Origin of the sequence: Neobacillus cucumis (assembly GCF_002860255.1) — a bacterium.
In the GTDB taxonomy this organism is placed as follows: domain Bacteria; phylum Bacillota; class Bacilli; order Bacillales; family Cytobacillaceae; genus Neobacillus; species Neobacillus cucumis_A.
In genome coordinates this window covers 26,504-52,135 of the sequence record NZ_PGVE01000083.1, presented here as the reverse complement: position 1 = coordinate 52,135, position 25,632 = coordinate 26,504, and the positions used below count along the sequence as shown (strand labels likewise).

24 protein-coding genes, 1 pseudogene, 1 riboswitch and 1 other annotated feature are annotated in these 25,632 nt (G+C 39.6%); of the genes and pseudogenes, 10 read left to right on the top strand and 15 right to left on the bottom strand.

Annotated elements, in window-relative coordinates:
- Positions 1–60 precede the first annotated feature (60 nt).
- Positions 61–498, top strand: coding sequence for a hypothetical protein (locus CVD27_RS22165; RefSeq protein WP_101650530.1), 438 nt, complete (start codon positions 61–63; stop codon positions 496–498).
- Positions 499–542: 44 nt separating this feature from the next.
- Here the strand turns inward: CVD27_RS22165 and CVD27_RS22160 are convergent, their stop codons facing one another.
- The 8 genes from CVD27_RS22160 to CVD27_RS22125 all read right to left on the bottom strand — a co-directional run bounded on the left by CVD27_RS22160 (position 543) and on the right by CVD27_RS22125 (position 10,299).
- On the bottom strand, positions 543–857 hold the full coding sequence (locus tag CVD27_RS22160; protein WP_101650618.1) for a rhodanese-like domain-containing protein: 315 nt from the start codon (positions 855–857) through the stop codon (positions 543–545).
- A 65-nt stretch (positions 858–922) separates the two neighbouring features.
- Positions 923–3,340, bottom strand: coding sequence for a leucine--tRNA ligase (gene leuS / locus CVD27_RS22155; protein ID WP_101650528.1), 2,418 nt, complete (start codon positions 3,338–3,340; stop codon positions 923–925).
- Between the two features lie 43 nt (positions 3,341–3,383).
- Positions 3,384–3,606 (bottom strand) — a binding site (T-box leader).
- Between the two features lie 146 nt (positions 3,607–3,752).
- On the bottom strand, positions 3,753–5,546 hold the full coding sequence (cstA, locus tag CVD27_RS22150; protein WP_101650526.1) for a carbon starvation protein CstA: 1,794 nt from the start codon (positions 5,544–5,546) through the stop codon (positions 3,753–3,755).
- A gap of 138 nt (positions 5,547–5,684) precedes the next feature.
- A complete protein-coding gene (locus tag CVD27_RS22145) occupies positions 5,685–6,431 on the bottom strand; it encodes a LytR/AlgR family response regulator transcription factor (protein WP_101650524.1) in 747 nt (248 codons plus the stop codon).
- Entirely contained in the window at positions 6,406–8,184 is a 1,779-nt protein-coding gene (locus CVD27_RS22140; protein WP_101650617.1) for a sensor histidine kinase, read from the bottom strand. The genes CVD27_RS22145 and CVD27_RS22140 overlap by 26 nt, the downstream gene beginning before the upstream one ends.
- A 136-nt stretch (positions 8,185–8,320) precedes the next feature.
- On the bottom strand, positions 8,321–9,505 hold the full coding sequence (locus CVD27_RS22135) for an MDR family MFS transporter (protein WP_101650522.1): 1,185 nt from the start codon (positions 9,503–9,505) through the stop codon (positions 8,321–8,323).
- Between the two features lie 335 nt (positions 9,506–9,840).
- Positions 9,841–10,020, bottom strand: a complete 180-nt coding sequence (locus CVD27_RS22130) for a glycogen biosynthesis protein GlgD (RefSeq protein ID WP_101650520.1) — start codon at positions 10,018–10,020, stop codon at positions 9,841–9,843.
- Between the two features lie 15 nt (positions 10,021–10,035).
- Positions 10,036–10,299: a YtzC family protein gene (locus CVD27_RS22125; protein ID WP_101650517.1), complete on the bottom strand. Its 264-nt coding sequence runs from the start codon at positions 10,297–10,299 to the stop codon at positions 10,036–10,038.
- A gap of 190 nt (positions 10,300–10,489) precedes the next feature.
- Here CVD27_RS22125 and CVD27_RS22120 point away from each other — a divergent pair, with 190 nt between their 5' ends.
- Positions 10,490–11,455, top strand: a complete 966-nt coding sequence (locus CVD27_RS22120) for a TIGR01212 family radical SAM protein (protein WP_101650515.1) — start codon at positions 10,490–10,492, stop codon at positions 11,453–11,455.
- Complete coding sequence (locus tag CVD27_RS22115; RefSeq protein ID WP_101650513.1) at positions 11,452–12,024, top strand: class I SAM-dependent methyltransferase; 573 nt, start codon at positions 11,452–11,454, stop codon at positions 12,022–12,024. Before CVD27_RS22120 ends, CVD27_RS22115 begins: the two co-directional genes overlap by 4 nt.
- Positions 12,025–12,045: 21 nt before the next feature.
- On the opposite strand, the gene CVD27_RS22110 is transcribed toward CVD27_RS22115, so the two are convergent.
- Together CVD27_RS22110 and CVD27_RS22105 are read right to left on the bottom strand one after the other, a co-directional pair.
- Positions 12,046–13,137 (bottom strand): tetraprenyl-beta-curcumene synthase family protein, encoded by a 1,092-nt coding sequence (locus tag CVD27_RS22110; protein WP_101650511.1) that lies wholly within the window; start codon positions 13,135–13,137, stop codon positions 12,046–12,048.
- 8 nt (positions 13,138–13,145) lie between these two features.
- Positions 13,146–13,949 (bottom strand): alpha/beta hydrolase, encoded by an 804-nt coding sequence (locus tag CVD27_RS22105; protein WP_101650509.1) that lies wholly within the window; start codon positions 13,947–13,949, stop codon positions 13,146–13,148.
- A gap of 138 nt (positions 13,950–14,087) precedes the next feature.
- On the opposite strand from CVD27_RS22105, the gene CVD27_RS22100 reads away from it, so the two are divergent.
- From CVD27_RS22100 to CVD27_RS27795, 3 genes and pseudogenes are all read left to right on the top strand, one after another.
- Entirely contained in the window at positions 14,088–14,600 is a 513-nt protein-coding gene (locus tag CVD27_RS22100; protein WP_101650507.1) for a gamma carbonic anhydrase, read from the top strand.
- A 359-nt stretch (positions 14,601–14,959) separates the two neighbouring features.
- Positions 14,960–15,082 (top strand): hypothetical protein, encoded by a 123-nt coding sequence (locus tag CVD27_RS28885; protein ID WP_257984458.1) that lies wholly within the window; start codon positions 14,960–14,962, stop codon positions 15,080–15,082.
- 5 nt (positions 15,083–15,087) lie between these two features.
- Positions 15,088–15,271 (top strand): annotated as a pseudogene (locus tag CVD27_RS27795) (transposase); the annotation flags it as partial.
- A 243-nt stretch (positions 15,272–15,514) separates the two neighbouring features.
- Here the strand turns inward: CVD27_RS27795 and asnB are convergent.
- Together asnB and metK are read right to left on the bottom strand one after the other, a co-directional pair.
- Positions 15,515–17,419: an asparagine synthase (glutamine-hydrolyzing) gene (asnB, locus tag CVD27_RS22095; RefSeq protein ID WP_101650505.1), complete on the bottom strand. Its 1,905-nt coding sequence runs from the start codon at positions 17,417–17,419 to the stop codon at positions 15,515–15,517.
- Between the two features lie 278 nt (positions 17,420–17,697).
- Positions 17,698–18,897: a methionine adenosyltransferase gene (gene metK, locus CVD27_RS22090; RefSeq protein ID WP_101650504.1), complete on the bottom strand. Its 1,200-nt coding sequence runs from the start codon at positions 18,895–18,897 to the stop codon at positions 17,698–17,700.
- A gap of 307 nt (positions 18,898–19,204) precedes the next feature.
- A riboswitch (SAM riboswitch) is annotated at positions 19,205–19,341 on the bottom strand.
- Between the two features lie 261 nt (positions 19,342–19,602).
- On the opposite strand from metK, the gene pckA reads away from it, so the two are divergent.
- A complete protein-coding gene (pckA, locus tag CVD27_RS22085) occupies positions 19,603–21,189 on the top strand; it encodes a phosphoenolpyruvate carboxykinase (ATP) (RefSeq protein ID WP_101650502.1) in 1,587 nt (528 codons plus the stop codon).
- Positions 21,190–21,263: 74 nt separating this feature from the next.
- On the opposite strand, the gene CVD27_RS22080 is transcribed toward pckA, so the two are convergent.
- Both CVD27_RS22080 and CVD27_RS22075 read right to left on the bottom strand, forming a co-directional pair.
- Complete coding sequence (locus CVD27_RS22080) at positions 21,264–21,506, bottom strand: DUF2584 domain-containing protein (protein WP_101650500.1); 243 nt, start codon at positions 21,504–21,506, stop codon at positions 21,264–21,266.
- A 37-nt stretch (positions 21,507–21,543) separates the two neighbouring features.
- Positions 21,544–22,335 (bottom strand): alpha/beta hydrolase family protein, encoded by a 792-nt coding sequence (locus CVD27_RS22075; protein ID WP_101650498.1) that lies wholly within the window; start codon positions 22,333–22,335, stop codon positions 21,544–21,546.
- A gap of 130 nt (positions 22,336–22,465) precedes the next feature.
- Here CVD27_RS22075 and CVD27_RS22070 point away from each other — a divergent pair, with 130 nt between their 5' ends.
- The 3 genes from CVD27_RS22070 to CVD27_RS22060 are packed head-to-tail and all read left to right on the top strand — an operon-like array spanning position 22,466 to position 25,068.
- Positions 22,466–23,482 (top strand): ABC transporter substrate-binding protein, encoded by a 1,017-nt coding sequence (locus tag CVD27_RS22070; RefSeq protein WP_101650496.1) that lies wholly within the window; start codon positions 22,466–22,468, stop codon positions 23,480–23,482.
- A gap of 22 nt (positions 23,483–23,504) precedes the next feature.
- On the top strand, positions 23,505–24,281 hold the full coding sequence (locus CVD27_RS22065) for an ABC transporter ATP-binding protein (protein WP_101650494.1): 777 nt from the start codon (positions 23,505–23,507) through the stop codon (positions 24,279–24,281).
- Entirely contained in the window at positions 24,262–25,068 is an 807-nt protein-coding gene (locus CVD27_RS22060; RefSeq protein ID WP_180960402.1) for an ABC transporter permease, read from the top strand. The genes CVD27_RS22065 and CVD27_RS22060 overlap by 20 nt, the downstream gene beginning before the upstream one ends.
- A gap of 20 nt (positions 25,069–25,088) precedes the next feature.
- Here CVD27_RS22060 and ytkD read toward each other — a convergent pair whose 3' ends face one another.
- Positions 25,089–25,571, bottom strand: coding sequence for an RNA deprotection pyrophosphohydrolase (gene ytkD / locus CVD27_RS22055; RefSeq protein ID WP_101650491.1), 483 nt, complete (start codon positions 25,569–25,571; stop codon positions 25,089–25,091).
- Positions 25,572–25,632: the final 61 nt, after the last annotated feature.

Sequence of the window (25,632 nt, the reverse complement as noted above, 5' to 3'; positions counted from 1 at the left end):
TTTTTTTAAGTTTTAACTTGTAAACTCTTTTCTGAGGTCAAAATAGAAAGGAGTATCTTGGTGGATAAAAAACAAAAAATTTCATGGGGAGTCAGTTTTGGCAGCTTAGCGTTAGTTGCAGGAATGGTTTCCTATCTTGGTTTATCAAACGGCGGCAATTCGAACAGCCAAATGGCTTTTAATCAAAGACAACAGCCAGGTTCAAATACAAATACAAATCAAAATCACCAACAGGGAGAAAGCAACTCGGAGCAAAATCAGCAACAACAAGGTGGATTTAACACACAAGAAGATCAGCAATCAGGACAAGATACTAGCAATTCCTGGGGCGGGGATAGTACTTCAGAATTTGATCAAAATCAGCAAAACCCCGATGATAACACTGATAGCAGTGGACAAGGCTTTGATAATAGCAGTCAACAACAGGATCAATTCTTTAATGGCGGAGGACCCTCAGGGCATCATCATGGATTTGATACCACGACAGGTGGAACCTGATTTACAGCTACTAAACAAAAAAACCGATTCCCTAGCGGAATCGGTTATTCTGTGTATTCAGTTTCTCCTGTCCATGCAAGCATTCCACCGATCATATTGCGGACCTTATACCCGTGTTCTTGAAGATAATGACAGACATTTCCACTGCGGTGGCTTGAGCGGCAAATAAAAATATATTCCTTATCTTTATCAAAGTAGTCTAAGTTAGCAGGAATTTCGCCCATACGAATATGTTTGGCTCCCGGTATCATTCCGAATACAACTTCCTCATCTTCTCTTACATCTACCAGCTCAAGTTTTTCCCCTGCCTCCAGCTTTTTTTGTAATTCTTCCGGCGTAATGACTTTAATTTCTTCCATCCCATTCATCCTTTCAGAAAAACATCCTCCAAAGGTACAGGAGGATGTTCAATTTAGTAGTTTAATTAATTCGCCACGATATTTACCAATTTACCTGGCACAGTAATCACTTTGCGAACTGTCTTCCCTTCGATTTGTTCCTTCACTCGGTCATCATCCATTGCGATCCCTTCTAATGCCTCTTTTGTTGCATCCGTTGGAACCCTTAACTTCGTTTTTACTTTACCATTGACCTGGATAACAATCTCTACTTCATCATCTACTAATTTCGCTTCATCATACGCTGGCCATGCTTCATAAGCGATTGTACCACTATGTCCTAGCTTTTCCCATAGCTCTTCAACAATATGCGGACAAACTGGAGCAAGGAGTTTAACAAAGCCTTCAATATAATTCTTTGGAAGTACGGTTGCTTTATATGCTTCATTAATAAAGACCATCATTTGTGAAATGGCTGTATTAAATCGTAGTCCCTCATAATCCTCTGTCACTTTTTTTACAGTTTGATGATACACTTTTTCAAGATTTGATGCTTCTTCATTTGGCTGTATTTTCGGGCTCAATTCACCGTTTTCCTCTACCAATAAACGCCAAATCCGATCTAAAAAGCGGCGGGAACCATCCAAGCCATTTGTTGACCAAGCAATCGATGCATCAAGAGGTCCCATAAACATTTCATATAAACGAAGGGTATCGGCACCATGGCTGTCGATAATGTCATCAGGATTAACTACATTTCCTTTTGATTTACTCATCTTTTCATTGCCTTCACCTAAAATCATCCCTTGGTTGAATAGCTTTTGGAACGGTTCCTTTGTTGGGACTACACCGATATCGTATAAGAACTTATGCCAGAAACGTGCATATAGCAAGTGAAGCACGGCATGTTCGGCACCGCCAATGTATATATCAACTGGAAGCCAATGATTTAATTTTTCCTGTGATGCTAATTCTTGATTATTTTTTGGATCAATATAACGTAAATAGTACCAGCAGCTGCCTGCCCACTGCGGCATGGTATTCGTTTCACGGCGGCCTTTTTTACCCGTCTCAGGATCAACGACATTTACCCAGTCCTCAATATTCGCAAGCGGAGATTCACCTGTTCCAGATGGCTTGATATCGGTCGTTTTTGGTAAAGTCAATGGAAGCTGTTCTTCAGGAACGGCAGTCATTGTGCCATCTTCCCAATGAATAATAGGAATTGGCTCACCCCAATAACGCTGACGGCTGAATAACCAGTCGCGTAAACGATACGTTACCTTTTTCGTTCCAATACCCTTTTCTTCTAACCAGGCAATCATCTTGGTGATTGCTTCTTCTTTATTTAAGCCATTTAAAAATTCAGAGTTGATATGCTCACCGTCACCAGTGTAGGCTTCTTTCTCTACATCTCCGCCTGCCACTACTGGTTTAATTGGTAAGTTAAATTCTTTTGCGAATTCCCAGTCACGCTCATCATGGGCAGGGACGGCCATAATCGCTCCAGTTCCATAACTTACTAATACATAGTCCGCAATCCAGATTGGCATTTTTTCACCATTAGAAGGATTAATGGCATACGCACCGGTAAATACACCTGTTTTCTCTTTGGCTAAGTCAGTACGTTCTAAGTCGCTCTTCATTTTAACTTTCTCTAAGTAGGCATCAACGGCGGCACGCTGCTCATCTGTTGTAATTTTTTCAACAAAGGCATGCTCAGGTGCTAGCACGGCATATGTTGCACCGAATAATGTATCTGGACGTGTTGTGAACACTGTAAAAGTTTCTTCGTGCCCATCAATTTGGAAAGTAACCTCTGCTCCCTCGGAGCGTCCAATCCAGTTCCGCTGCATTTCTTTCAAGCTTTCCGGCCAATCTAACTCTTCTAAATCCTCAAGTAAACGGTCACCATAGGCTGTAATTTTTAACATCCATTGCTTCATCGGACGGCGCTCAACTGGATGTCCGCCGCGTTCACTTTTTCCGTCAATAACCTCTTCATTAGCTAAAACTGTTCCAAGTGCCGGACACCAGTTCACGGCAACTTCATCGATATAAGCAAGCCCTTTTTCCCAAAGCTTTAAGAAAATCCACTGCGTCCATTTGTAATAGTCTGGATCAGTGGTGTTTACTTCACGGTCCCAATCATAGGAAAAACCAAGTGCTTTAATTTGTCTGCGGAAAGTATTAATATTCTTTTCAGTAAATTCAGCAGGGTCGTTACCTGTATCTAATGCATACTGTTCTGCAGGTAATCCAAAGGCATCCCAGCCCATTGGATGAAGAACATTATATCCTTGCATCCTTTTTAAACGTGAAAGAATATCTGTAGCCGTATATCCTTCAGGGTGCCCAACATGAAGACCAGCCCCGGATGGATAGGGAAACATATCTAATGCATAGAATTTCCGTTTATCATATTCCTCGCTCGTTTTGAACGTTTTTTCTTCTTCCCATTTTTTTTGCCACTTCTTCTCGATCTGTTGATGATTAAAACTCATTTCGATGTTCCTCCTATTGAAAAATAAAAAACCCCTCATCCCGATAAGGGACGAGAGGATTGTATGTATCTTCCCGCGGTACCACCCACATTAGTGTCAAAACACTCGCTTCATTCATCCTTAACGCGGTAAACGTCAGACATTACTATACGTTCATGTCTGCAACTCAAAGGCGAGTTCGTGATGTACCCGGTTGACTTCCACCAGCCGTCAACTCTCTAGTCTTTCGAGTAAAAATCACTACTACTCCTAATCACAGTTTTTTAATATAGAGTATTACGGTTATTGTATTAAATTTTCTGTGACTATGCAAGCAAACAATTGCCTAAATTCAGGATGGACATGAGCGTGTGATTTTAAACGTTATAGAAATGAAAAAGCAGTTGACGATTATAGTCAACTGCTCGAAATTCTAAGCTACCTTTGAACCAAATTGGAAACGCGGGGAATTCCACATCGTTGTCCATTTCTTAATAGCTGTGACCAGAATAATAATTCCCAGTACTAGCATGATAATCGATAAGACACCATTTAATACGCTGTACCCTGCTGCAGCAGGATTTAAATAGACGTTTTTGACCATCCAATAGCCTGCGTAGTTAACAGTGACAAACAAATAGGCAAGCGGCACTAAACAGGTTAGCATGTATCTGCGTTTGTCGGCTATTTTTAAAATCACCGTTGCACCTACGATTAATCCAATCGATGCCATTAATTGATTGGATACTCCAAATAAAGCCCAAACCGAACCAATATCACCCGAGAAGAGAAGGTATCCCCAAATAAAGCAAGCTAAAGCACTTGCAAAAATAGAGCCAGGCAGCCAATCTGTTTTTTTCAAAGGTTTATAGAATTCTCCAAAGAAATCTTGAATTAAATAACGGGCTACACGGGTTCCAGAATCAATCGCGGTTAAAATAAAGACAGCCTCAAACATGATGACAAACTGGAAAAAGTAGGATGATAATTTAGCAAACCAAGGAATCGAAGTAAAGACATAGGTCATCCCAACAGCTAATGTAACGGCACCGCCTGTTCTTCCTTCTAAGTCAATACCAATCTCTTTTGCCAGCTTTGGTAATTGATCAACATGCATTCCTAACGTTTTAAATACTTCTGGAGTTGAATTGATGGCAAAATAATCAGCAGGCTGAAGTGCTGTTGCTGCAATTAATGCCATAATCCCTACAACACACTCAACTAACATAGCACCAAAGCCAACCACCTTGATATCTGACCAACGATTGAGCATTTTTGGTGTCGTACCTGATCCAACAAAGGCATGGAAACCAGAAATGGCTCCACAGGCAATGGTAATGGAGATAAATGGCCAAACTGGACCAGCAATAACAGGACCGCCGCCTTGTGTAAATTTTGTAAGTGCAGGCATTTGAATAGTTGGATTAATGATAAATACTCCAATAATAAGTGCAATAAATACACCAATCTTCATAAAACTGCTTAAATAATCCCTTGGTGCAAGCAGAAGCCATACCGGTAAGGCTGCCGCAAAGAAAGCATAAATTGGCAGAATAATAGCTAATGTTTTTGTATCTAAGGTGAGCCAATCTCCTAACTTAGTATCTTGAATCATTGGACCAACAAATACTCCAACCATTACAAGAATAAATCCAATAGTAGTAGTGACTTTTAGATTGCCTGTTTTTTTATAAAAAATCCCTACACCCATTGCTATTGGGATGGTGATTCCTACTGAGAAGGTTCCCCAAGGATTATTTTCAAGGGCATGAAGGACAACCATGGAAAGTCCGGCCATGGTAATCGTGATAATGAATAACATAGCAAGTCCAGTACAAAAACCTGCAACAGGACCTAATTCTTCTTTTGCTACTTCAGATAACGATTTCCCCTTTTTGCGCATGGAAGCATATAAAACAACCGCATCATGCACAGCACCACCGATGACCGCACCAATTAACAGCCAAAGTAAACTTGGCAAATAACCAAATTGGGCTGCCAAGATTGGTCCTACAAGTGGACCGGCCGCAGCGATTGCCGCAAAATGGTGGCCGAACGTCACCCATTTATTCGTTGGTACATAATCCTTTCCATCATTTAATTCATGAGCCGGTGTCGGCTTGGAATCATCTAACTTTAAAACCTTTGCAGCCATAAACGTCCCATATAAACGGTAAGCAATCATTAAAATACAAATGGAGCCAATGACAACTGAAACCGCATTCATTTTCTTCCATCCTCCCTACAACAAATTAACTATCTTTATCATATTAAATGAAAACGATAACATGTCTTTTTCAAGATAAATTGCTGTAATTTGAAGCTGAAAGACAGGAAATCTTCATTGAAATACAAAAAACAGCTGTTAAAATCCTAGCAGCTGTTTCAGTTCCTTTGTATAGGTTCTGCTGACAGGAACCTTCTCCCCTGATTTCATAATTAAATTGTAGGTGGAATTAAACCACGGTTCTATCTCTAAAATGGCGTCAATATTTACTAAATAAGCGCGATGGACACGAATGATGGCCCCGTTAAGCAATTTTCGTTCAAATGTGACCAGTGGTTCATTGACCCATAGCTTTTGTTTATCTGTAGCAACAACCGTTTTTCCATCCTGTGTCCCAACATAAAGGATGTCGGCTATATTAAGCAGCACGATTTTTTCATCAATCGAAACGGCTAGCTTTTCCGAACGTTCATTTTGGAAAGTTTGCTGTTTAGCAGATAGTGAGATGTTCTGCTCTTGATTACCAGCCAGCTTATAAAGTTTATCGATCGTGTTCTGAATTCTTTTTTCATCGATTGGTTTTAATAGATAATCCACTGCATTAAGTTCAAAAGCTTTAAGCGCATATTCATCAAATGCCGTAGCAAACACAATCAAAGGCGGATAGTCTAACTGATTTAGTTTACTGGCTATCTCAATCCCACTTTCCTCTTCAAGCTGAATATCTAAAAAAATGACATCAATCTCCAGAGTTCGCAAGCCTTCCATGGCAGCCTCGACACTATCCGCTTCACCTGCTATCTCTACCTGCTTACTTCGTTTGAGCAAATAGGAAAGCTCATCTCTTGCAAGCGGCTCATCATCCACGATAAATGCTTTTAACACTTTCTTCCCCCCATGTTTGTCCGGTCAACGGCAATTTAATTACAACGCTTGTCCCCTTATCTACTATACTATTAATCTGAAATGAAGCATGAGACCCATAAATTTCTTCAATTCTCTTCTTAATATTCCAAAGAGCTGTACCTGTCCCATCCGCCGATTGCACCGTCTGATTTCCAAGGATTTCGAGTTTTTCCAGAGGAACTCCCTTTCCATTATCCTCTGTAATCAATATCATTCCTCCTTCATCTTGGAATGCACGTACAAGAACGGTTCCGGTTTGTGCTTTTGAAAAGGCATAACGAATAGCATTCTCTACCAACGGCTGCAAGGTAAACGGTGGTATTAATACCTCTTCCAATGAAGGATCTATTTCAAATTTCACTTCATAGCGGCCAGGGAATCTTGCTTGTTCAATCGACAGATAGGCCTCTACATGCTCGAGCTCTTTTTCAAGTGGTATTAACATTTGACGGGCCCCTTGAAGATTACTTCGAAAGAAGACACTTAATTGAATTAACAGCTTTCTAGCTTGGTCTGCATCTTTTCGGACTAAGCTTGAAATCGTATTAATGGCATTAAATAAAAAATGCGGGTGCACCTGGGCCTGTAAGGCTTTGATTTCAGCGTCTTTTAATAACCGTCTTTGACGTTCCAATTCTGCCATTTCAAGCTGGCCGGAGAATAATTTTCCTAATCCTTCTGCAAGCTCCTGCTCAACACGATCCAGTTTGCTAGAATGAGTAAAATAGAGCTTAAGTGTTCCTACCGTTTTATTATAAACCTTAAGAGGTAAAACAATAGCTGCCTCTAGCGGGCAATTTGAGTTAAAGCATCGAATTTCTGCAGCTGATTTCGCAATAATAATTTTCCCTCTATCCAAAACCTTTTTGGTTAATTCGGTAGCCATCGTTCCAGACGGAAGATGATGATCGCACCCGGCTCCAACATGAGCTAATACTTGCTGCTGATTTGTGATGGCGATGGCATCTGCCCCCGTCCATTTCAAAATAATCTCAGCTGCTTTGGTACAGGAATCCATATTTAAGCCCTTCCGAAAAAATGGCAGTGTTTGATTAGCAATATATAGTGCTTTATGTGTCTGCAATGCTCTTGTTCGTTCCTGCTCTTTAAATATATCCTGGATAATTAGTAAAAATAAAAGTGTCCCCAGTCCATTAATCGCAATCATCGGAAAGGCAATAAGTTTTACAAGATTAAGTGCTTCATCAAAGGGCTTTGCAAGTATTAGAATAATCCCCATCTGGAGACATTCCATCAAAATTCCCATTATGACTGCTTTTGATGTGGAACCACTTTCCTGTATTTTAAAACGCTTACTTAAAAAACCTGTAACGACTCCCGCAAAAATGGTGGACACAGCACATGCAATGGCCGTGAACCCCCCTAGCGATAATCGGTGTAATCCTGCAATTAAGCCTACTCCTATTCCAATCATGGGCCCGCCAAGCAAGCCCCCTATCACGACACCCATAATTCTTGTATTCGCGATTGCGCCAGTAGAGTCCACATCTGTCAGCCAGTCTTGCGACGTAACCATCCCATGACCTATTTCAACACCTGTGTAATTGCTGATAATTCCAAAGGCACCAAAAATAGCAATGATGGTTACCTTTGCTGCTATCCCCCGCTCATTATGGATGACCTGCCGGAATGATTTCATCCTTGATAAAATAAAAGCCACAATGATTAATATACCGACCCGTTCAAGCATAAGAGGCAATAACGCAAACATCTCATCACCCACTTTCATCCTTCTTTTGTAAACCCCGTTACTGTATTTAGCTACTATTCGCCAAAATTTAATATATCTTAATAGTAGATTGTTTCATAGCAAAAAACCACAGTTATCTGCAACTGTGGTCCTTTCTTTATATCGTTTTCGCCGTGACATTCTCTTTCAGTTTCAAACGACGGTCATAGACTAATGTCGTTCCGATTGCGGTTATGAATAGACAGACTAATACCGTAAATAAAGTCGACATATTATAGTGATCCACTAGTATTCCGCCAAGCACTGGACCAATCATTCTTCCACCTGTGGCCGTACTGTTCACGATCCCTTGATAAAAACCTTCCCTCCCTTTCGGTGCCAAAGCAAAAGCAACCGTTGGAACGGCCGGCCAAATGAACATTTCACCAATGGTTAAAATGATCATCGCTGCTAAAAAGCCTGTAAAATCTCCAGCTTTCCCTGCTACAAAAAAGGAAATTATAAAGATTCCAATCCCTATCAGGATTTGCTTTTTTAATGATGATTGAAGATGCTTTAAGATGCCGTTTAACAGCGGCTGCCCCAGTACAATAATGGCACCATTAATGGTCCATAACAAACTATATTGGGTTAATGTGATATTAATTTCCTGTGTATAAGAGGCAATGGTCGTTGTCCATTGGCTATAGGCAACCCAGCACAGCAAATAACCTAAACAAAGGATCAATAAAGCCTGCAGATTCATTCTGTTAACAGCCTTCACATTTACTTCCCTATGTTTTTGTTTAGCAGGGTCTACCGAAATTCCTTTATACCCAAAGACAGCAATCAATAAAAAGATGACATACATGATGGTATTGGCCAGGAAAATGAGTTGAAAGGAATAAGCAGCGACAATCCCCCCAAGCGATGCCCCGATGGCCACTCCTAGATTTTGTGCAACATACAGCGCATTAAAGGATTTACGGCCTCCTCCTTTCCAAACGGAACCGGCCATCGCATACATGGAAGGAAAAATAATACCAGTCCCGAAGCCCACTATGGTTAAGAAAACAACATATTCTGGCCAGTTATGCCAGATGGATAAGCCTATGAGAGCTAATAAAGAAATCCCGATTCCCAGTAGGATCGATTTATATCCGCCAATCTTATCAAACAAATGTCCGCCATAAAGATTTCCGATCACATTTGCCCCTGAGTTAAGCATAAGTACAATACCTGCTATAGATAAAGACTTACCTAAGGTATCGTGAATATAGATTGTATTTAAAGGCCATAAAAAAGAAGAGCCTATTACATTCACAGCCATCCCAATAATCAAAAGCCATAAGGCTCGCGGCATGAAAAACGCCCCTTTACAAAAAACTTTCGTTTACCAAAAAGTTCATTCTAGTCCATTATCAAGTGATGTGCAATCTTTTTTGTTTACCAGTTAATTTAGTTGAAAATTCTGCTTATATCCCTTGAAAGCTTATAGATTTTCGTACTAAGACAGAAAGGACTTGATCTTATCCCCTGAAACTAATTGGATTCTTCTGCTTCGACAGATAAGGGACTCTCTTATTTCCTCAAGCTAGATGAATTCTCCTGGCTTCGATAGATAAGCTCCCTCCTCCCTCTTATACAAAAGCGAAACAAATAAAAGACCTCTCAGCAAAGTGAGAGATCTTTTTTTATTTATGAAGATTGTTCTTTCTCCTGATGCATTTTGGATTTAACAGGCTGTCCACCCGTTTTCTCATATTTCTTTTTTGCTTCTTTTATCAAGTCTCGATCCTGACCAAGTTCAAGGTCCTGATTATTAACCCCATTACGAGTTTTTTGTTCCGGATTATTATTCTTCGAACGTTTTTTCAAAAAATTCCCCTCCTATTAATGCGCCTCAATAATCATGGAATTCTGAAGCTGCTGTACCTGGAGTCTCATTCTATGGAGTTGTTCCCGCTGTTGCGAGTTTGCACTATGGGCCATCTTACAAATATCCTGATAAGTTTGCTCAAGCTGTTGCAGTGCATTTGTATAATCATCATCATTATAATGCTCTTGAAGGCTGCTATGCTTGTATTGCTCCTCCGCATAGCGGATTGAGTCCTCCACTTGCTGCATTAAATTATCCATTGAGTCGCGAGTAGCCATCTAAGAACCCCCCTCATGTTATGAAGCACATGCTTCTTTTATATTTTGTTCTCCATTCGTTTTCCTATAACTCCGGACCGATGGATAATTATTACCAGCCATGCTTGTAACAAATGTAATTGGATATAGATTTACTTCATGATAAAATGGTGCTTATGCAATCTTCATTATATAAAGGAGGTTTGACTTTATGCTTCAGACAAAACCTTTTCCATATGCAACAGACGATAAACGATACCACACTTGGAATTATCACCTTAGAAACCATTTTGGCCATAAGGTATTTAAAGTGGCTTTGGATGGCGGATTTGATTGCCCGAACCGCGACGGTACGGTCGCACATGGCGGCTGCACGTTTTGCAGTGCCGCGGGTTCAGGAGATTTCGCAGGCAACCGAGTGGAAACATTAGAAACACAATTTAATGAAATTAAACAAAAAATGCATACGAAGTGGAAAGATGGCAAATATATGGCCTATTTTCAGGCGTTTACAAATACTCATGCACCAGTTGAAGTGCTTAGAGAAAAATATGAAACGGTACTTAAACAACGCGATGTAGTCGGATTATCCATTGCTACACGTCCAGATTGTCTGCCAGATGACGTAGTGGAATACTTAGCTGAATTGAATGAACGCACATATTTATGGGTGGAGCTTGGACTGCAGACTGTTCATGAGGAAACGGCTGTACTTATTAACCGTGCCCATGATTTTAAATGTTATATCGATGGAGTAAACAAATTACGAAAACACGGGATTCGTATATGTTCCCACATCATTAACGGGCTGCCACTTGAATCATATGACATGATGATGGAAACCGCACGTGAGGTCGCCAAATTAGATGTTCAAGGGATTAAGATTCATTTACTGCATTTATTAAAAGGCACTCCAATGGTAAAACAATATGAAAAGGGAATGCTTGAATTCCTTACAAAAGAGGATTATGTAAATTTAGTATGCGACCAATTAGAAATTTTACCACCAGAGATGATTATTCACCGAATTACGGGAGATGGTCCAATCGATTTAATGGTTGGTCCTATGTGGAGCGTAAATAAATGGGAAGTGCTAAATTCCATCGATGCTGAATTAAAACGGAGAAATAGCTGGCAGGGAAAATTTCATAATGAAATGGCGGGGGATTTATCATGAAAATGGAACGAATTCTGCCGTTTGCAAAAAGTTTACTTAAAAACTCTGTCACCCATGGTGATTTTGTGGTGGATGCCACTTTAGGGAATGGTCATGATACTGTTTTTTTAGCAAACTTAGTCGGGGAACATGGAAAAGTTTACGGATTTGATGTACAGAAAGAAGCCATTGAGGCAACAAAGAATCGTTTATCCGAACAGAACCTGACAGACAGAGTAACTATTTTTCATGAGGGTCACGAACAGATTTTTGAAAAAATCCCTGTTGAAATGCATGGAAAAATTACAGGAGCCATTTTTAATCTAGGCTACTTGCCGGGCGGGGACAAAACTATTGTAACCCATTCTAAAACTACAATAGCTGCCATTGAACAATTATTAGCGATAATGGCTTCTGAAGGAATTATCATCCTGGTTATTTATCATGGTCATGAACAGGGTGCTGTTGAACGTGATGCTTTACTGGACTATTGCCAAAAGCTCGATCAGAAAACAGCCCATGTTCTTCAGTATCAATTTATAAACCAACAAAATAACCCGCCATTTATTATTGCGATTGAAAAAAGGTAAAAACCAGGCCAAGCCTGGTTTTTACTTTGTTATTGATCTTGTAATAAAGGCAGGAACAGATTTTTGCAGTGATCGATAAGCAAGTCCATTAAAATAAAAGAAATAACTAATCCATCCACCTGATTTTATAATCCCTCTTGCCAGTTTTCTTACATTTTTTTGCTTGCGAACTTTCGCATCTGATAAATAAATTCCTAGTAAACCACGGTTAATAAGTTGATGAAATCTTTTATGTGGCAGAAATTCTGTATGTCGGTCTGCTTCACTGACGAAATGCTTTAAGCGATTAAAAAGTGTTTCTTCACTTTTATAATATGCACAGAAATTCAAGTCACCGCCAATAATATCTTCTTCTTGATCAATAAAATAATCTAAAAGAATATGTAGGCCCTGTATATAAGGAAAATAGCCCTTACGTATATTTCTCGCATCCTCTAGTTGAAAGTCCTCGCGCATCGCATATGAAACTAAACAAAAAATCCCTAGTGTCGATCCAGAACAGGCTGAGAATTCATACCATTCCATTTCAGGAAGCTTGTCTTGGTAATGGGTAAACCAATTTTTCAAGCGCGGTACCCTCTCCTCCTTCACTACATGTTTGTGGATTTGCAAATCACAGTAATAACGGCAAAGTTCTTGAAGATAATCCTTGATCAGATGATAGCTATCTAAATCCCTTAATACCGAGCGGCAAGTTTCGGATAAATCATGTAAATACCCGTTATCTTCCTGGTCATCACGAAGCCGGTAATAATTTTTCCCCTCCACATGAAGTTTGAGTGCATCTGACATCGATTCATGAAGTGCGGCAAAATCGGCAGGATCCAGTGAGGTGCTTCGATCACAAAGATTATCTAAGTAATCACTGATGGTTTGATAAGCAACGATAAATTTAATTGCTTTTTTATAGTCCTTTCTTGCTGTGAGCGCGAGTATAGCCCCGCCTTCACAATGGAAGGTTTTATGTTCGATACTAGCAAGAGCCTGATTTCTTAACTCTTGATTTGGTATTTTTTCAGCCCGGCTTCTCCAATAAGCCAATTCTTGATGGACTGCAGGAAGTATTTTGCGATAAACCCTCGTCATAAGGGTGATTGGCATCATGGATAACATCTACCTTTCTATACAATATAACCAATTGCTTTTAATTGACTAAAAACAAAATCCTTAGCATATTCAAACACTTCTTCCCGTTCAGGTTCATTAAAAATCTCATGGTAGCATTTAGGCCATTCCTTAAACCTTTTCTCAGATAACGGGACATGGTTGAACCATTCTTTCACGGTACCTTTATTAACAATTTTATCATCCCCGCCCTGCATTACAAGCATTGGGAGGTCCTGTGTGTCTTCCAAATTTTCAAAAGCTTCTTTAATTGCTCCCACAAGTTCGCGATACCAGCGAATGGAAACTTTAGTGATATAAAGTGTATCATTAGAGTCTGCTTCACGTACATCTTCATTTCTTGTAGCCATTTGCACTGTTAAACCTGAATTCATTCTTAGCGAAGGATAAACAAGATTAATGATATGGGAGATGGCATTCAAAAACTTAGACGGCGGTTGAACCAAGCCTAAACATGGAGAAGACAGGATGACTCCGGCAACATTAAGCTGCTCTTCCTGCAGCAATCGAATGGTAATTAATCCTCCCATACTATGGCCTAATAAAAACACAGGAAGGTTATACTGATAGGCTGCCTGTACCCAGTCCTTTACCTCAATGATATATTCATCAAAGGAGTCTATATGGCCTCTACGGGATCTTGTCGTCATCCCTTGCCCCGGCAGGTCACCCATAATCACATGGAAACCCGCTAAACGCCACATTTGAATCAGCCAGCCGTATCTGCCATGATGTTCCATAGCACCATGCACCAAAACAATCACAGCTTTTGCCTCTCCTTCAGCTTCCCATTTCCACATAAATCGTCCCCCTAAAAAATATACTAGTGGTTAATAACTTGTATATAATTCTAATTTCTCATATTAGATTTTATTTTTTGAAAACCTCTTAGTATTTTCGCTAAAATATACTTATCATGTATAAAGGAGCGAACCCATTTGATATACCCTTATAAAGATAAATATCCGCTAATTGCTGAGTCTGCTTTTATTGCCGATTATGTAACTATAACTGGTGATGTGGAAATTGGCGAGCAATCCAGTGTCTGGTTTAATTCCGTTATTCGAGGCGATGTAGCACCAACAAAAATAGGTAATAAGGTTAATATCCAGGATAACTCTATCTTACACCAAAGTCCTAATAACCCGCTAATTTTAGAAGATGAAGTTACCATTGGACACCAGGTCATTCTTCATAGCTGTATTGTAAGGAAAAGAGCATTGGTCGGCATGGGCTCGATTATACTCGATCAAGCTGAAATCGGGGAAGGTGCTTTTATCGGTGCTGGAAGCTTAGTACCGCAAGGAAAAAAAATCCCCCCTAATACTTTAGCATTCGGCAGACCCGCAAAAGTTATTAGAGAATTAACTCCAGAAGACAAAAAAGAAATGGAGCGTATCTATACAGAATATGCTGAGAAAGGGCAATATTATAAGTCGCTTCAATCATAAAAAAATGCACCACTTGGGTGCTCAGGCTGTCGAAAAACTCTCGATAGCCTTTAATTTTATTTATACACTTTAACAGTTCACCGCATTAATTTGTTATAATATTATTAGTTTAGGCTTTGGAACATGTCTGTTGATTGGCGCTCCAGACACTTCGCTTTCCGCGGGCGTGCCGGGGAGCCTCCTCGGCGCTGAAGCGCCTGTGGGGTCTCCCCAGCCCCGTACTCCCGCAGGAGTCTTCGTGCCTTCCACCCAATCAACAGAGTGTTTTTCAATAAGGTTCTATACTGAACTAATACATAATAAAAAGTGGTGCAATCCATGTTGAAGCCAATAGAATCTAGCCAAAATGAATATGAATTGTGTCTATTGATGAATTAGTTCCTGACGACCACCTTCTCCGTCTGATCGATAAATTTATTGATTTTTCGTTCCTTCTTGAAGAGGTTCGTCCTTTTTATGCGATGACAATGGATGCTTTATAAATTTTAGAAAGAAAAAAATTGAGCGAAGCTTCGCAGACCAAAAGAGCTGCACGGGCTTCGCTACTGCCGGTTACGGGATTGAAGAATGCAAGTGAACAGGCTCTTCTAACTGCAGCCAGCCATAATATAAAAAAGATTGCAACACACTTGGCAAGGTTAGAAATAGTGTGTTGCAATACTTTAAGTTGATTTGCATCCCTGTTGATTGGAGCGGAGGGCACTCGACTCCTGCGGGATAGAGAGGTCACTGGAGACCCCGCAGGCGCCAAGCGCCGAGGAGGCTCCAGGACCTCCCCGCGGAAAGCGAGTGCCCGAGCGGAAATCAACAGGCCTATTTGCATGGACAATTTATAAATTCTGACAACATTAAAAATTGCCGAGAAAAATACACTTTTCTCGACAATCTGAGCACCACTTGGGTGCTTTTTTTAATTAATGCTTCAATGACTGCAATTCTTTTTGCAACGCATAGTCACGTTGAAAAGAGTAAACATTCTCTACATATACTTGATGCCAAACCATAAACATTAGAACTGTCCAAATCTTACGGCTATTATCCGCTTTTCCTTGGCAATGGTCTTCGAGCAAGCCCAAGACATATGATTTATTAATTAGATGATCTGTATTGCTCTCGCGAATAATCTTTTTAGCCCATTCATTCATTTCATTCTTTAACCAATGACGAATTGGTACAGGGAATCCTAACTTCTTACGGTTAAGCACATGCTCAGGCACAACTCCTTCAGCCGCTTTCCTAAGAATATATTTTGTTGTCCCATTAGCTGTTTTTAAGCTGGTTGGAATTTTCGATGCTACTTCAAAGACTTCTTTATCAAGGAACGGTACCCTTAGCTCGAGTGAATGAGCCATAGTCATCTTATCGGCTTTAAGTAAGATATCCCCACGCATCCAAGTATGGATATCAATATACTGCATCCGGTCAACTGGATCGTATCCCCTAGATTCTTGATAAAGTGGCTTTGTGACATCCGTATACATTAAACCTTCTCGGTAGACATTTAATAAATCTCGTTTTTCTTCTTCGGTGAACATTTTAGCATTACCGATATAGCGCTCTTCCATTGGTGTAACGCCGCGTTCAATAAAGCTTTTGCCTTTCATTCCTTCCGGCATTATACCAGCAATTCCTCTTAATAAAACTTTCCCAACTCTTGGTATTTTATTAAATACTTCTAGTGATTGAGGCTCACGATAAATATTATAACCGCCAAATAATTCATCCGCACCTTCACCCGAAAGAACAACTGTAACATGTTTACGGGCTTCCCTCGCAACAAAATAAAGAGGAACGCAGGCCGGATCAGCAAGCGGATCATCCATATGCCACATAATTTTTGGCACTTCATTCATATATTCTTCTGGTGAAATGACATAACTGATATTTTCAACCCCAAGCTTTTCAGCTGTTTCTTTTGCTACATCAATTTCACTGAAACCGTTGTGTTCAAAGCCAACAGAGAATGTCTTTATAGAAGGATGAAATTCTTTTGCAATCGAAGCAATAATGGAAGAATCAATTCCACCAGATAAGAATGAACCAACTGGAACGTCACTACGCATATGTTTTTCGACTGAATCAAATAAAACATCCCGAATTTCCTTCGTATAATCTGCCTCCGCTTTTTGAACAGGCTTAAAGTGGGCCTTCCAGTATTTCTTCATCTCCATTGGTGAACCAATTTTTTTGGTAAAATAATGTCCAGGCTCTAGCTTTTTAATTCCCTCGGATAACGTGTCAGGCTCAGGAACAAACTGATAAGTCAAGTAATGCTGCAGGGCATCATAATTGATTACATCATTTTCTAATGCCAGCAAAATGCTTTTTTTCTCAGAAGCAAAAAAGGTTCTTTCCCCATCTTCCAGATAAAAGAAAGGTTTAATTCCAAATGGATCACGCGCTCCATAAAGGGATTGTTCCTGTTTATCCCAAATGACGAAGGCGAACATTCCACGCAGCTTTTCTACCGCCTTTTCTTTTAAATGGCTGTATAAAGCAATGATTACTTCAGTATCCGAACTTGTGGCAAATGAAAGTCCTTCTTTTAATAATTCTTCACGCAGTTCAACATAGTTATAAATTTCACCATTAAAAATAATCCAGTAACGTTCGTTTTCATACGTAAGCGGCTGATGACCACTCTCGATATCAATAATACTCAAACGACGGAAGCCAAATTGGATATGGTCATCATAATAAAAACCATCATCATCCGGCCCGCGATGGGTAATTAGATCATTCATATTTTTAAATAGTTGTTTTTGTTCATCACTATAGTTTTGTGTTTTGTCGTGTACACAACCGATAAAACCACACATTATGTACCTCACCTACTCCAATTCATATTAAACGTCTTCTTAAAAACATCTCTCTTATACTACCACTATTACAAAAAAAATGGCACTGTGAACATTAGGAAAATTTAAAAGTAATGCTTTTGTAACCATCAAAGTTTATCACTTTTAGGCTTTATCACCAAGTTATCCATCATTTTTCACTTCTTTTTACCTACATAAACATCATTTTATGAATGTATACTACTTTAACTGACGGAAAATAAGAAAGGGAGTTACATCCATATGCAACTCCCTTTATACTATAGATTTGCTTGCTGTCGTAATACTTCCGCTTTGTCCGTACGTTCCCAAGGAAGATCAACATCTGTACGCCCAAAATGACCGTAAGCAGCAGTTTTCTTGTAGATTGGACGGCGAAGATCAAGCATTTTAATGATACCAGCAGGGCGTAAATCAAAGTTTTGCTCTACTAAACCTACTAAAGTATCTTCATTGACTTTGCCCGTTCCAAAGGTATCAACTGAGATAGAAACTGGTCTTGCAACCCCGATTGCATAAGCAAGCTGAACTTCAACCTTTTCTGCCAAACCTGCAGCAACAATATTTTTTGCCACATAACGAGCAGCATAGGCAGCTGAACGGTCAACCTTTGTTGGATCTTTACCGGAGAAAGCCCCTCCGCCATGGCGAGCATAACCGCCATACGTATCAACAATGATTTTACGTCCTGTTAAACCTGCATCCCCTTGTGGTCCGCCGATGACGAAACGGCCTGTTGGGTTAATAAAATATTTTGTATTGTCATCAATCAATTCCTTTGGTACCACAGGATTAATAACATATTCCTTAATATTTCGCTGGATTTGCTCTAATGTAATCTCGGGGTGATGCTGTGTCGAAATAACTATGGTATCAATTCGAACAGGCTTATCATTTTCATCGTATTCAACGGTTACTTGTGTTTTTCCATCCGGACGCAGATAAGGAAGAATATCCTCTTTCCGTACTTCAGTTAAACGGCGTGCAAGTTTATGGGCAAGTGAAATAGGGAGCGGCATAAGCTCTTTTGTTTCATTACAAGCAAAGCCAAACATTAAACCTTGGTCCCCTGCACCAATCGCTTCAATTTGCTCATCCGACATTTGACCTTCACGAGCTTCAAGGGCTTGGTCAACACCCATCGCAATATCAGGAGATTGTTCATCAATCGAAGTTAATACCGCACAGGTTTCGGAGTCAAAACCATACTTTGCACGATTATAACCGATACTTTTAATCGTTTCCCGTACGATCTTAGGAATATCTACATAAGTAGATGTAGTGATTTCTCCTGCTACAAGAACTAAGCCTGTTGTTACCGAAGTTTCAGCGGCAACACGAGCATTAGCATCTTTTGCTAAAATTGCATCTAAAATGGAATCAGAAATTTGGTCACAAATCTTGTCAGGATGACCTTCAGTTACTGATTCAGAAGTAAACAAACGACGTTTTGTTGACATCTGAATTCCTCCTTATTTTGGAATAAAGTGAGGTTAGCTGTATGGGTTTATGTATACCTTGCCGTTTAACCTCAAGTTGATACGGAACTCATTCCCTTAGTAGTATGAAATAAACATGGGATTATTATTATAGAAATGTAAAAGTGCCATGGTGCTTGGACCAGACTGATTTTTAAAATTTCTTATAATCCTTTTAAAGTTTATACGATGGAATAAAAAGTACAATTATGTAGTTAGCACTTTAAAAACAAAAAAACCTTTCCATCAAATGAGGAAAGGTTGATTGCAAAATTTTGCGTGCCTTTCACTCTTATCGTTCAAGGTCAAGCCTTGCTTCAGGTTTAGCACCTTTGCCCGAAATAGCAGGTTCCAAATGGATCTGTTTTTCGTTTGCAGGTTGCTGGGTTTCATAGGGCCTGTCCCTCCACCAGCTCGGGATAAGAGAGTATCCGTTCAAGGGTAAATCATAACCTACTCTTTCGATTAATGTCAATGAAAATTTATCAATTTTTTCCTAAAAAGAGTAAATTGTAACTTTTTATTTTTAATAAGATTATTAGAATTTGAAATAGGTCATTTCATTTATCTTTTTTCAGAAAAAAGGAATTAATATTCACAAAATTTTAATTATTAGTATAGACTATTAAAATAAATGTGTTATACTATTCAATAAATATAACATGGATAAAGGAAGGTTTCATTAAAATGAATTCTGTTCATATTCCAAATGAATTAAAACTTTTGTTACAAGAAAGTCAAGTTCAAGTTCAACTATCCGTCCCCCAATTAGTCGAGAAGGTACTGGAACGAAAGGAAGGAACTCTCACCTCTACAGGTGCAGTCTGTGTTACTACCGGCAAATATACCGGTCGTTCTCCACAGGATAAATTTATTGTTTTGGAAGAGTCTACAAAAAATAAAATTGCATGGGGTACTACAAATCAACCAATTTCAGAAGAAATCTTTACAGGTTTATATCATAAAGTACTTGATTACCTAAGAAGAAAAGACGAGTTTTTTGTATTCAAAGGTTTCGCCGGGGCGGACAAAAAGTCCCGCTTGCCTATTCAAGTAATAAATGAAATGGCCTGGCATAATCTTTTCGCTGAGCAGTTATTTATCCGCCCTACAGAAGAAGAATTATTAACCCATGAAGCTGGATTTACAGTGATTTCAGCTCCTAATTTTAAAGCCGACCCAGTGATCGATGGAACTAATTCTGAAACCTTTATTATCATCTCATTTGAACAGAGAATTGTTTTAATCGGTGGAACTGAGTATGCTGGGGAAATGAAAAAATCGATATTTTCTGTGATGAATTTCTTGCTTCCGGAGAATCATATTTTTTCGATGCATTGTTCGGCTAACGTAGGACTTGAGGGAGATGTTGCTTTATTCTTTGGATTGTCCGGCACTGGAAAAACTACTCTTTCAGCCGACCCAACTCGCCGTTTAATAGGGGACGATGAGCATGGCTGGTCATCTAATGGGGTGTTTAATATCGAAGGCGGCTGTTACGCAAAATGTATCAATCTTTCTCGTGAAAAAGAGCCGCAAATCTTTGATGCGATCCGCTTTGGTACCGTTCTTGAAAACGTTATCCTCAATTTAGAATCAAGAATTCCTGATTATGATGACGGCACATTAACGGAAAATACGAGAGCTGCCTACCCGATGGAGGCGATTGATAATATCGTCCAGCCTAGTATTGCCGGACACCCGAATACAATTGTCTTTCTAACAGCAGATGCCTTCGGAGTTTTACCGCCAATCGCCAAGCTTACAAAGGAACAAGCTATGTATCATTTCTTAAGCGGGTATACATCTAAGCTTGCCGGAACAGAACGAGGAGTAACCTCACCAGAAGCAACCTTCTCCACTTGCTTTGGTGCACCGTTCTTACCGCTTCCTGCAACTCGCTATGCAGAAATGCTGGGTGAAAAAATTCTCGAGCATAATGCAAATGTTTTTTTAGTGAATACAGGATGGACAGGCGGAGAATACGGAATTGGTAATAGAATGAAGTTATCTTATACAAGAGCCATGGTGCAAGCTGCCCTAGAGGGGGAACTGAACCATGTAGAGACCGTTACAGATAATATCTTTGGTCTAAATATTCCAATCCATGTTGCAGGTGTTCCAGATGAGGTTCTTCAGCCTAGTAAAACATGGCCAGATTCACAGGCCTATGAGAAAAAAGCAAAGGAATTAGCAGCAAAATTCCGCGAAAACTTTAAAAAGTTTTCTAGTGTTGCAGCAGATATCGAAGGAAAAGGCGGTCCAATTGCCTAATATTAAAGCCCATGTCCTTTTTGGATATGGGCTTTTTATCATTCAAAAAGATCAAGCAAGGAAACTCTCCCTGCTTAGTTCGTAGAATTTAATGATACTAATTGATAAGTTACTGTAGTGGTTTGTTTCTGCCATTCCACCTTTTTAATTAACGCAGTTCCACTTGAATCACAATCGATTGTTTTTTTAACTTCAATCGGAATTTCGATGGGATAAAGTCTATACCCTTCTTTCACTAGTTCAAAAAGATTCTCCTCTATCCTATGCTCCCTTCCCTTAGTCACTATCATTGTATTTAGTTCTAGAGGCATACCCATAACTATCCGCTCCTCCACTTATATTACCTTTATTTTATCATCTTTTGGGTTGATTTTTCATCCACTTTGCTAATTCATGAACGACTTTTCTATTTACCTCTGGGGGAAAATAGTGTGTAAACTCATCAAAGTACCAGCACTCTACCGATTTATCTAGCGATTTCAGCCTTCTTTCAAGACGATAGGCATGCTCCACTGTAACATTATGATCTCTTACACCATGAATGATAAGGACAGGGGCTTCCATTCGTTCTAGTTGATATAGTGCAGTTCTATCATTATATCTTTCCGGATATTTTTCAGGTGTTCCGCCAATCACTCTTTTCATCATTCTGCGCAAATCTTTTCGTTCTCTATATGTAAGAGACATGTCACTCACTCCACCCCATGTAACAACGGAGGCTGCTTCCGGAAATCGAATACCTGTCCATAAAGCCATAACACCGCCCCGCGAAAATCCAAAAATATGAATATCCCGAACTCGGGGCAAGGATTTTAACAGCTGAAAGGCTGCATATGCATCCTCCCTATCTTCCCCAGCGAAATCTTCATTTCCTTCTCCCCCTTGATTTCCCCTGTAAAACGGAGCAAACACAACAAAACCTTCAGAGGCAAACTGCGCAATTCTTGCAGGCCGGACTTTTCCGACATTTTTAATACCACCTCTTAAATACAGAAAACCGTCCATATTTTCTTTATCAATAGGTTCCGCCAGCATCCCTTTCACCTTTAATCCATTAGAGAGGTAAGTAATCACCTTTAGTTCAACATTTGGATTGGGAGAGGGAAAACGAATGCTATCTAAAATCCTGCCATTATTTATGTTCATCTGTCGCTCACCCTTTATGTAAATTTTTTAGATTAATTAAACTAGGCATTCACACATTTTTCACCCCTACATACGATATCTTAGGCAATTAGCCCAGATTTATGAAAAGAGTATTAAAGGAGGTCCTTATATGAAAAGATGGATGAAATTAAGTTTCTCCTTACTTCTCATTAGTGTTCTTATGATTTCACTTGCTGCATGTAATAACCATTCTCAAACAAAAAACAAAAAATTAGAAAAGGTACGGATTGCAGAAGTAACACGTTCCATTTTCTATGCGCCGCAATATGTAGCCCTTGCCAAAGGATTCTTCAAGGATGAAGGATTAGATATCACACTCACCACCACTCCCGGTGGAGATAAGACAATGACAACCTTACTTTCTGGAGGGGCAGACATTGCCCTGGTTGGCTCGGAAACATCCATCTATGTTTACGCTCAAGGATCTAATGATCCGGTCATCAATTTTGCCCAGCTCACCCAGACGGACGGAACGTTCCTAGTGGCTCGAGAAAAAATAGATAACTTTTCGTGGGATTTATTAAAAGGAAAGACATTCCTCGGTCAGCGTAAAGGCGGCATGCCACAAATGGTGGGTGAATTTGTTTTAAAGAAACATGGAATTGATCCACATAAGGACCTAAACCTAATTCAAAACGTCGATTATGCAAATATAGCCAATGCCTTCGCCTCTGGTACAGGTGATTATGTTCAATTATTTGAACCTACTGCAAGTATTTTTGAAAAAGAAGGCAAGGGTTACATTGTCGCCTCTTTCGGGAAAGAATCAGGCCACGTTCCATATACCACCTTTATGGCAAAAGAAAGCTATATGAAAGAAAATAAAGCAACGATTGAGAAATTCACAAGAGCAATTTATAAAGCACAGCAATGGGTTCAAACACACAGCGCGGAGGAAATTGCTAAGGCAGTCGAGCCGTACTTCCCAGATACAGATTTAGAGATAATGAAAACCGTTGTCGATCGTTATAAAAGTCAAGGCTCTTATGCAACAAATCCAGTTCTAGATGAGGAAGAGTGGAACAATCTGCAAAATATTATGAAAGAAGCAGGTGAACTTCCAAAAGAAGTGAATCATAAGACTCTTGTTAATACAGAAGTGGCTAAGGACGTTATGAAAAATTAATTTGGAAAGGGAGGCCGTTATTATGAGCTTCTTGAAGGTTCAAGATATTCAACACATCTATTTTACCAAAGCCTCTGCCACCACGGCCCTCTCCAATATTTCACTAACCGTTGAGGAGGGGGAGTTTGTCTCCTTCCTCGGCCCTAGTGGCTGTGGGAAGACTACCCTGCTCTCAATCATTTCCAGCTTACTAAAGCCAACTAAAGGGACTGTTCTTCTAGAAAACAAACCGGTTTCTACCTCTAAAAATGAGATTGGCTATATGCTGCAGCAGGATTATTTGTTTCCTTGGAAAACAATTGAAGAAAATATTTTGTTAGGTCTCAAATTGTCCAAACAGCTTAATGAAAATACAAAGTCAGCAGCACTCAACCTATTAAGCCAGATGGGATTAAAGGGTGTGGAAAAACACCTGCCAAAGCAGTTATCAGGCGGAATGAGACAACGGGCAGCCCTTGTAAGAACGCTGGCGACAGAGCCGAAGCTTCTGATGCTTGACGAGCCCTTTTCAGCACTCGATTATCAAACCAAACTAAAGCTTGAGGATTTGGTCTCACGAACTCTGGAAGTGTATGGAAAAACCGCTATACTTGTGACTCATGATATCGGTGAAGCTATAGCGATGAGTGATCGCATCTTTTTATTTTCTTCAAGGCCGGGAAAAATTTATAAAATATTTGAGATGCCGGAAGATTTGAAACAGCTTTCTCCTTTTGAAGCAAGAAACCATGAAGACTATCAAAGTATTTTCCAAACCATTTGGAAGGAGTTGGAGTCACTTGAACCAGCAAAAGAATAACGTTCCACTCCTCCATAAAAATTACCTAAGGTCATTAAAAATAGAAAAAAGATGGGTGCATTTTTATCAACTGATTATTTTTCTGATCATATTTTTGAGTTGGGAATTTTCTAGCCGGATGCAATGGATTGATCCACTCATTTTCAGTTCCCCTTCAAAAATTTGGGGCTTATTTTTAGAAAAACTTCAAGACGGCTCATTATTAACGAATTTAGGGGCCACGTTAATGGAAACGATGATTGGATTTATTGTGAGTACCATACTAGGTGTTATTCTCGCTGCGATTCTCTGGTGGTCCCCCATGATTTCTAAAATTCTAGACCCCTATCTTGTCATTTTTAATGCGATGCCAAAAGTAGCTTTAGGACCTGTAATCATTGTCGCCCTAAGTCCAGGTTATACCTCAATTATCGCAAATGGCGTTATAATTTCCGTTATTATCACTGCTATTGTTGTGTATACATCCTTCAAAGAAGTAGATCCAAATTATTTAAAGGTACTTCAAACCTTTGGAGCGACACGCACCCAATGCTTTAAGGAAGCTATTATTCCGGCAAGCTTTCCAGCCATTATCTCTACTTTAAAAGTTAATGTTGGGCTTTCATGGGTTGGAGTGATCGTGGGAGAGTTCCTTGTATCGACGAAAGGACTCGGATACTTGATTATTTATGGATTCCAAGTGTTTAATTTTACCCTTGTGTTTTTATCACTATTGGTTATTGCCGTATTTGCAACCGTTATGTATCAGCTTGTAGATTTTTTAGAGAAAAAATTGATCAAAGAATAGCAGGGGCTATAATCCTTCTGCTATTTTCTTTGGTTCTGAAGTCCATTAATATAGTTTATACATTCCTCCATTACCTTGTCTTTCATAATAAAGCTATATTCATCCGTAAAACGGAGCTGCAAAATATCGCCATCCACAGCAACCGGACCATTAGTTTCAAAGTAAGTCCCGGTATGCTCTAACCTTTCCAATTCCCCCCAAAAAACGGCTTTTACGAAAGGTCCTCTCACGATGTCATTTACTTTATATTCCGCGATGAAGTGAAGTTCACCAAGAATTCCACCTGTTTCCTCGAAAGTTTCCCTTCTCGCCGCTTCTTCAAGTGTTTCACCTGGTTCCACTTTCCCGCCTGGAAATTCCAGACCTCGAAGTTTATGTTTTGTTAAAAACCAGTGATTTTCAAATTGACAAATAACCAAAACATGCTTAGCCTTGATATGAAAGGCATTTTGGCGAAAAGCGAGTTCAATCTTATTTCCGTTGTAATCAAGAAACTGTTTCATCATCATCCGCCCCAAATTCTCTTTAATGATATAATTATATATAAAAAAGGAGAATCCTTAA

What these genes read in the sequence shown, in the direction of transcription:
- CVD27_RS22160 (WP_101650618.1), bottom strand. Translation starts at nt 857, where the DNA reads ATGGAAGAAATTAAAGTCATTACGCCGGAAGAATTACAAAAAAAGCTG.
- leuS (WP_101650528.1), bottom strand. Translation starts at nt 3,340, where the DNA reads ATGAGTTTTAATCATCAACAGATCGAGAAGAAGTGGCAAAAAAAATGG.
- cstA (WP_101650526.1), bottom strand. Translation starts at nt 5,546, where the DNA reads ATGAATGCGGTTTCAGTTGTCATTGGCTCCATTTGTATTTTAATGATT.
- CVD27_RS22140 (WP_101650617.1), bottom strand. Translation starts at nt 8,184, where the DNA reads ATGTTTGCGTTATTGCCTCTTATGCTTGAACGGGTCGGTATATTAATC.
- CVD27_RS22135 (WP_101650522.1), bottom strand. Translation starts at nt 9,505, where the DNA reads ATGCCGCGAGCCTTATGGCTTTTGATTATTGGGATGGCTGTGAATGTA.
- CVD27_RS22125 (WP_101650517.1), bottom strand. Translation starts at nt 10,299, where the DNA reads ATGGCTACTCGCGACTCAATGGATAATTTAATGCAGCAAGTGGAGGAC.
- CVD27_RS22120 (WP_101650515.1), top strand. Translation starts at nt 10,490, where the DNA reads ATGCTTCAGACAAAACCTTTTCCATATGCAACAGACGATAAACGATAC.
- CVD27_RS22115 (WP_101650513.1), top strand. Translation starts at nt 11,452, where the DNA reads ATGAAAATGGAACGAATTCTGCCGTTTGCAAAAAGTTTACTTAAAAAC.
- CVD27_RS22110 (WP_101650511.1), bottom strand. Translation starts at nt 13,137, where the DNA reads ATGTTATCCATGATGCCAATCACCCTTATGACGAGGGTTTATCGCAAA.
- CVD27_RS22105 (WP_101650509.1), bottom strand. Translation starts at nt 13,949, where the DNA reads ATGTGGAAATGGGAAGCTGAAGGAGAGGCAAAAGCTGTGATTGTTTTG.
- asnB (WP_101650505.1), bottom strand. Translation starts at nt 17,419, where the DNA reads ATGTGTGGTTTTATCGGTTGTGTACACGACAAAACACAAAACTATAGT.
- metK (WP_101650504.1), bottom strand. Translation starts at nt 18,897, where the DNA reads ATGTCAACAAAACGTCGTTTGTTTACTTCTGAATCAGTAACTGAAGGT.
- pckA (WP_101650502.1), top strand. Translation starts at nt 19,603, where the DNA reads ATGAATTCTGTTCATATTCCAAATGAATTAAAACTTTTGTTACAAGAA.
- CVD27_RS22080 (WP_101650500.1), bottom strand. Translation starts at nt 21,506, where the DNA reads ATGGGTATGCCTCTAGAACTAAATACAATGATAGTGACTAAGGGAAGG.
- CVD27_RS22075 (WP_101650498.1), bottom strand. Translation starts at nt 22,335, where the DNA reads ATGAACATAAATAATGGCAGGATTTTAGATAGCATTCGTTTTCCCTCT.
- CVD27_RS22070 (WP_101650496.1), top strand. Translation starts at nt 22,466, where the DNA reads ATGAAAAGATGGATGAAATTAAGTTTCTCCTTACTTCTCATTAGTGTT.
- CVD27_RS22065 (WP_101650494.1), top strand. Translation starts at nt 23,505, where the DNA reads ATGAGCTTCTTGAAGGTTCAAGATATTCAACACATCTATTTTACCAAA.
- ytkD (WP_101650491.1), bottom strand. Translation starts at nt 25,571, where the DNA reads ATGAAACAGTTTCTTGATTACAACGGAAATAAGATTGAACTCGCTTTT.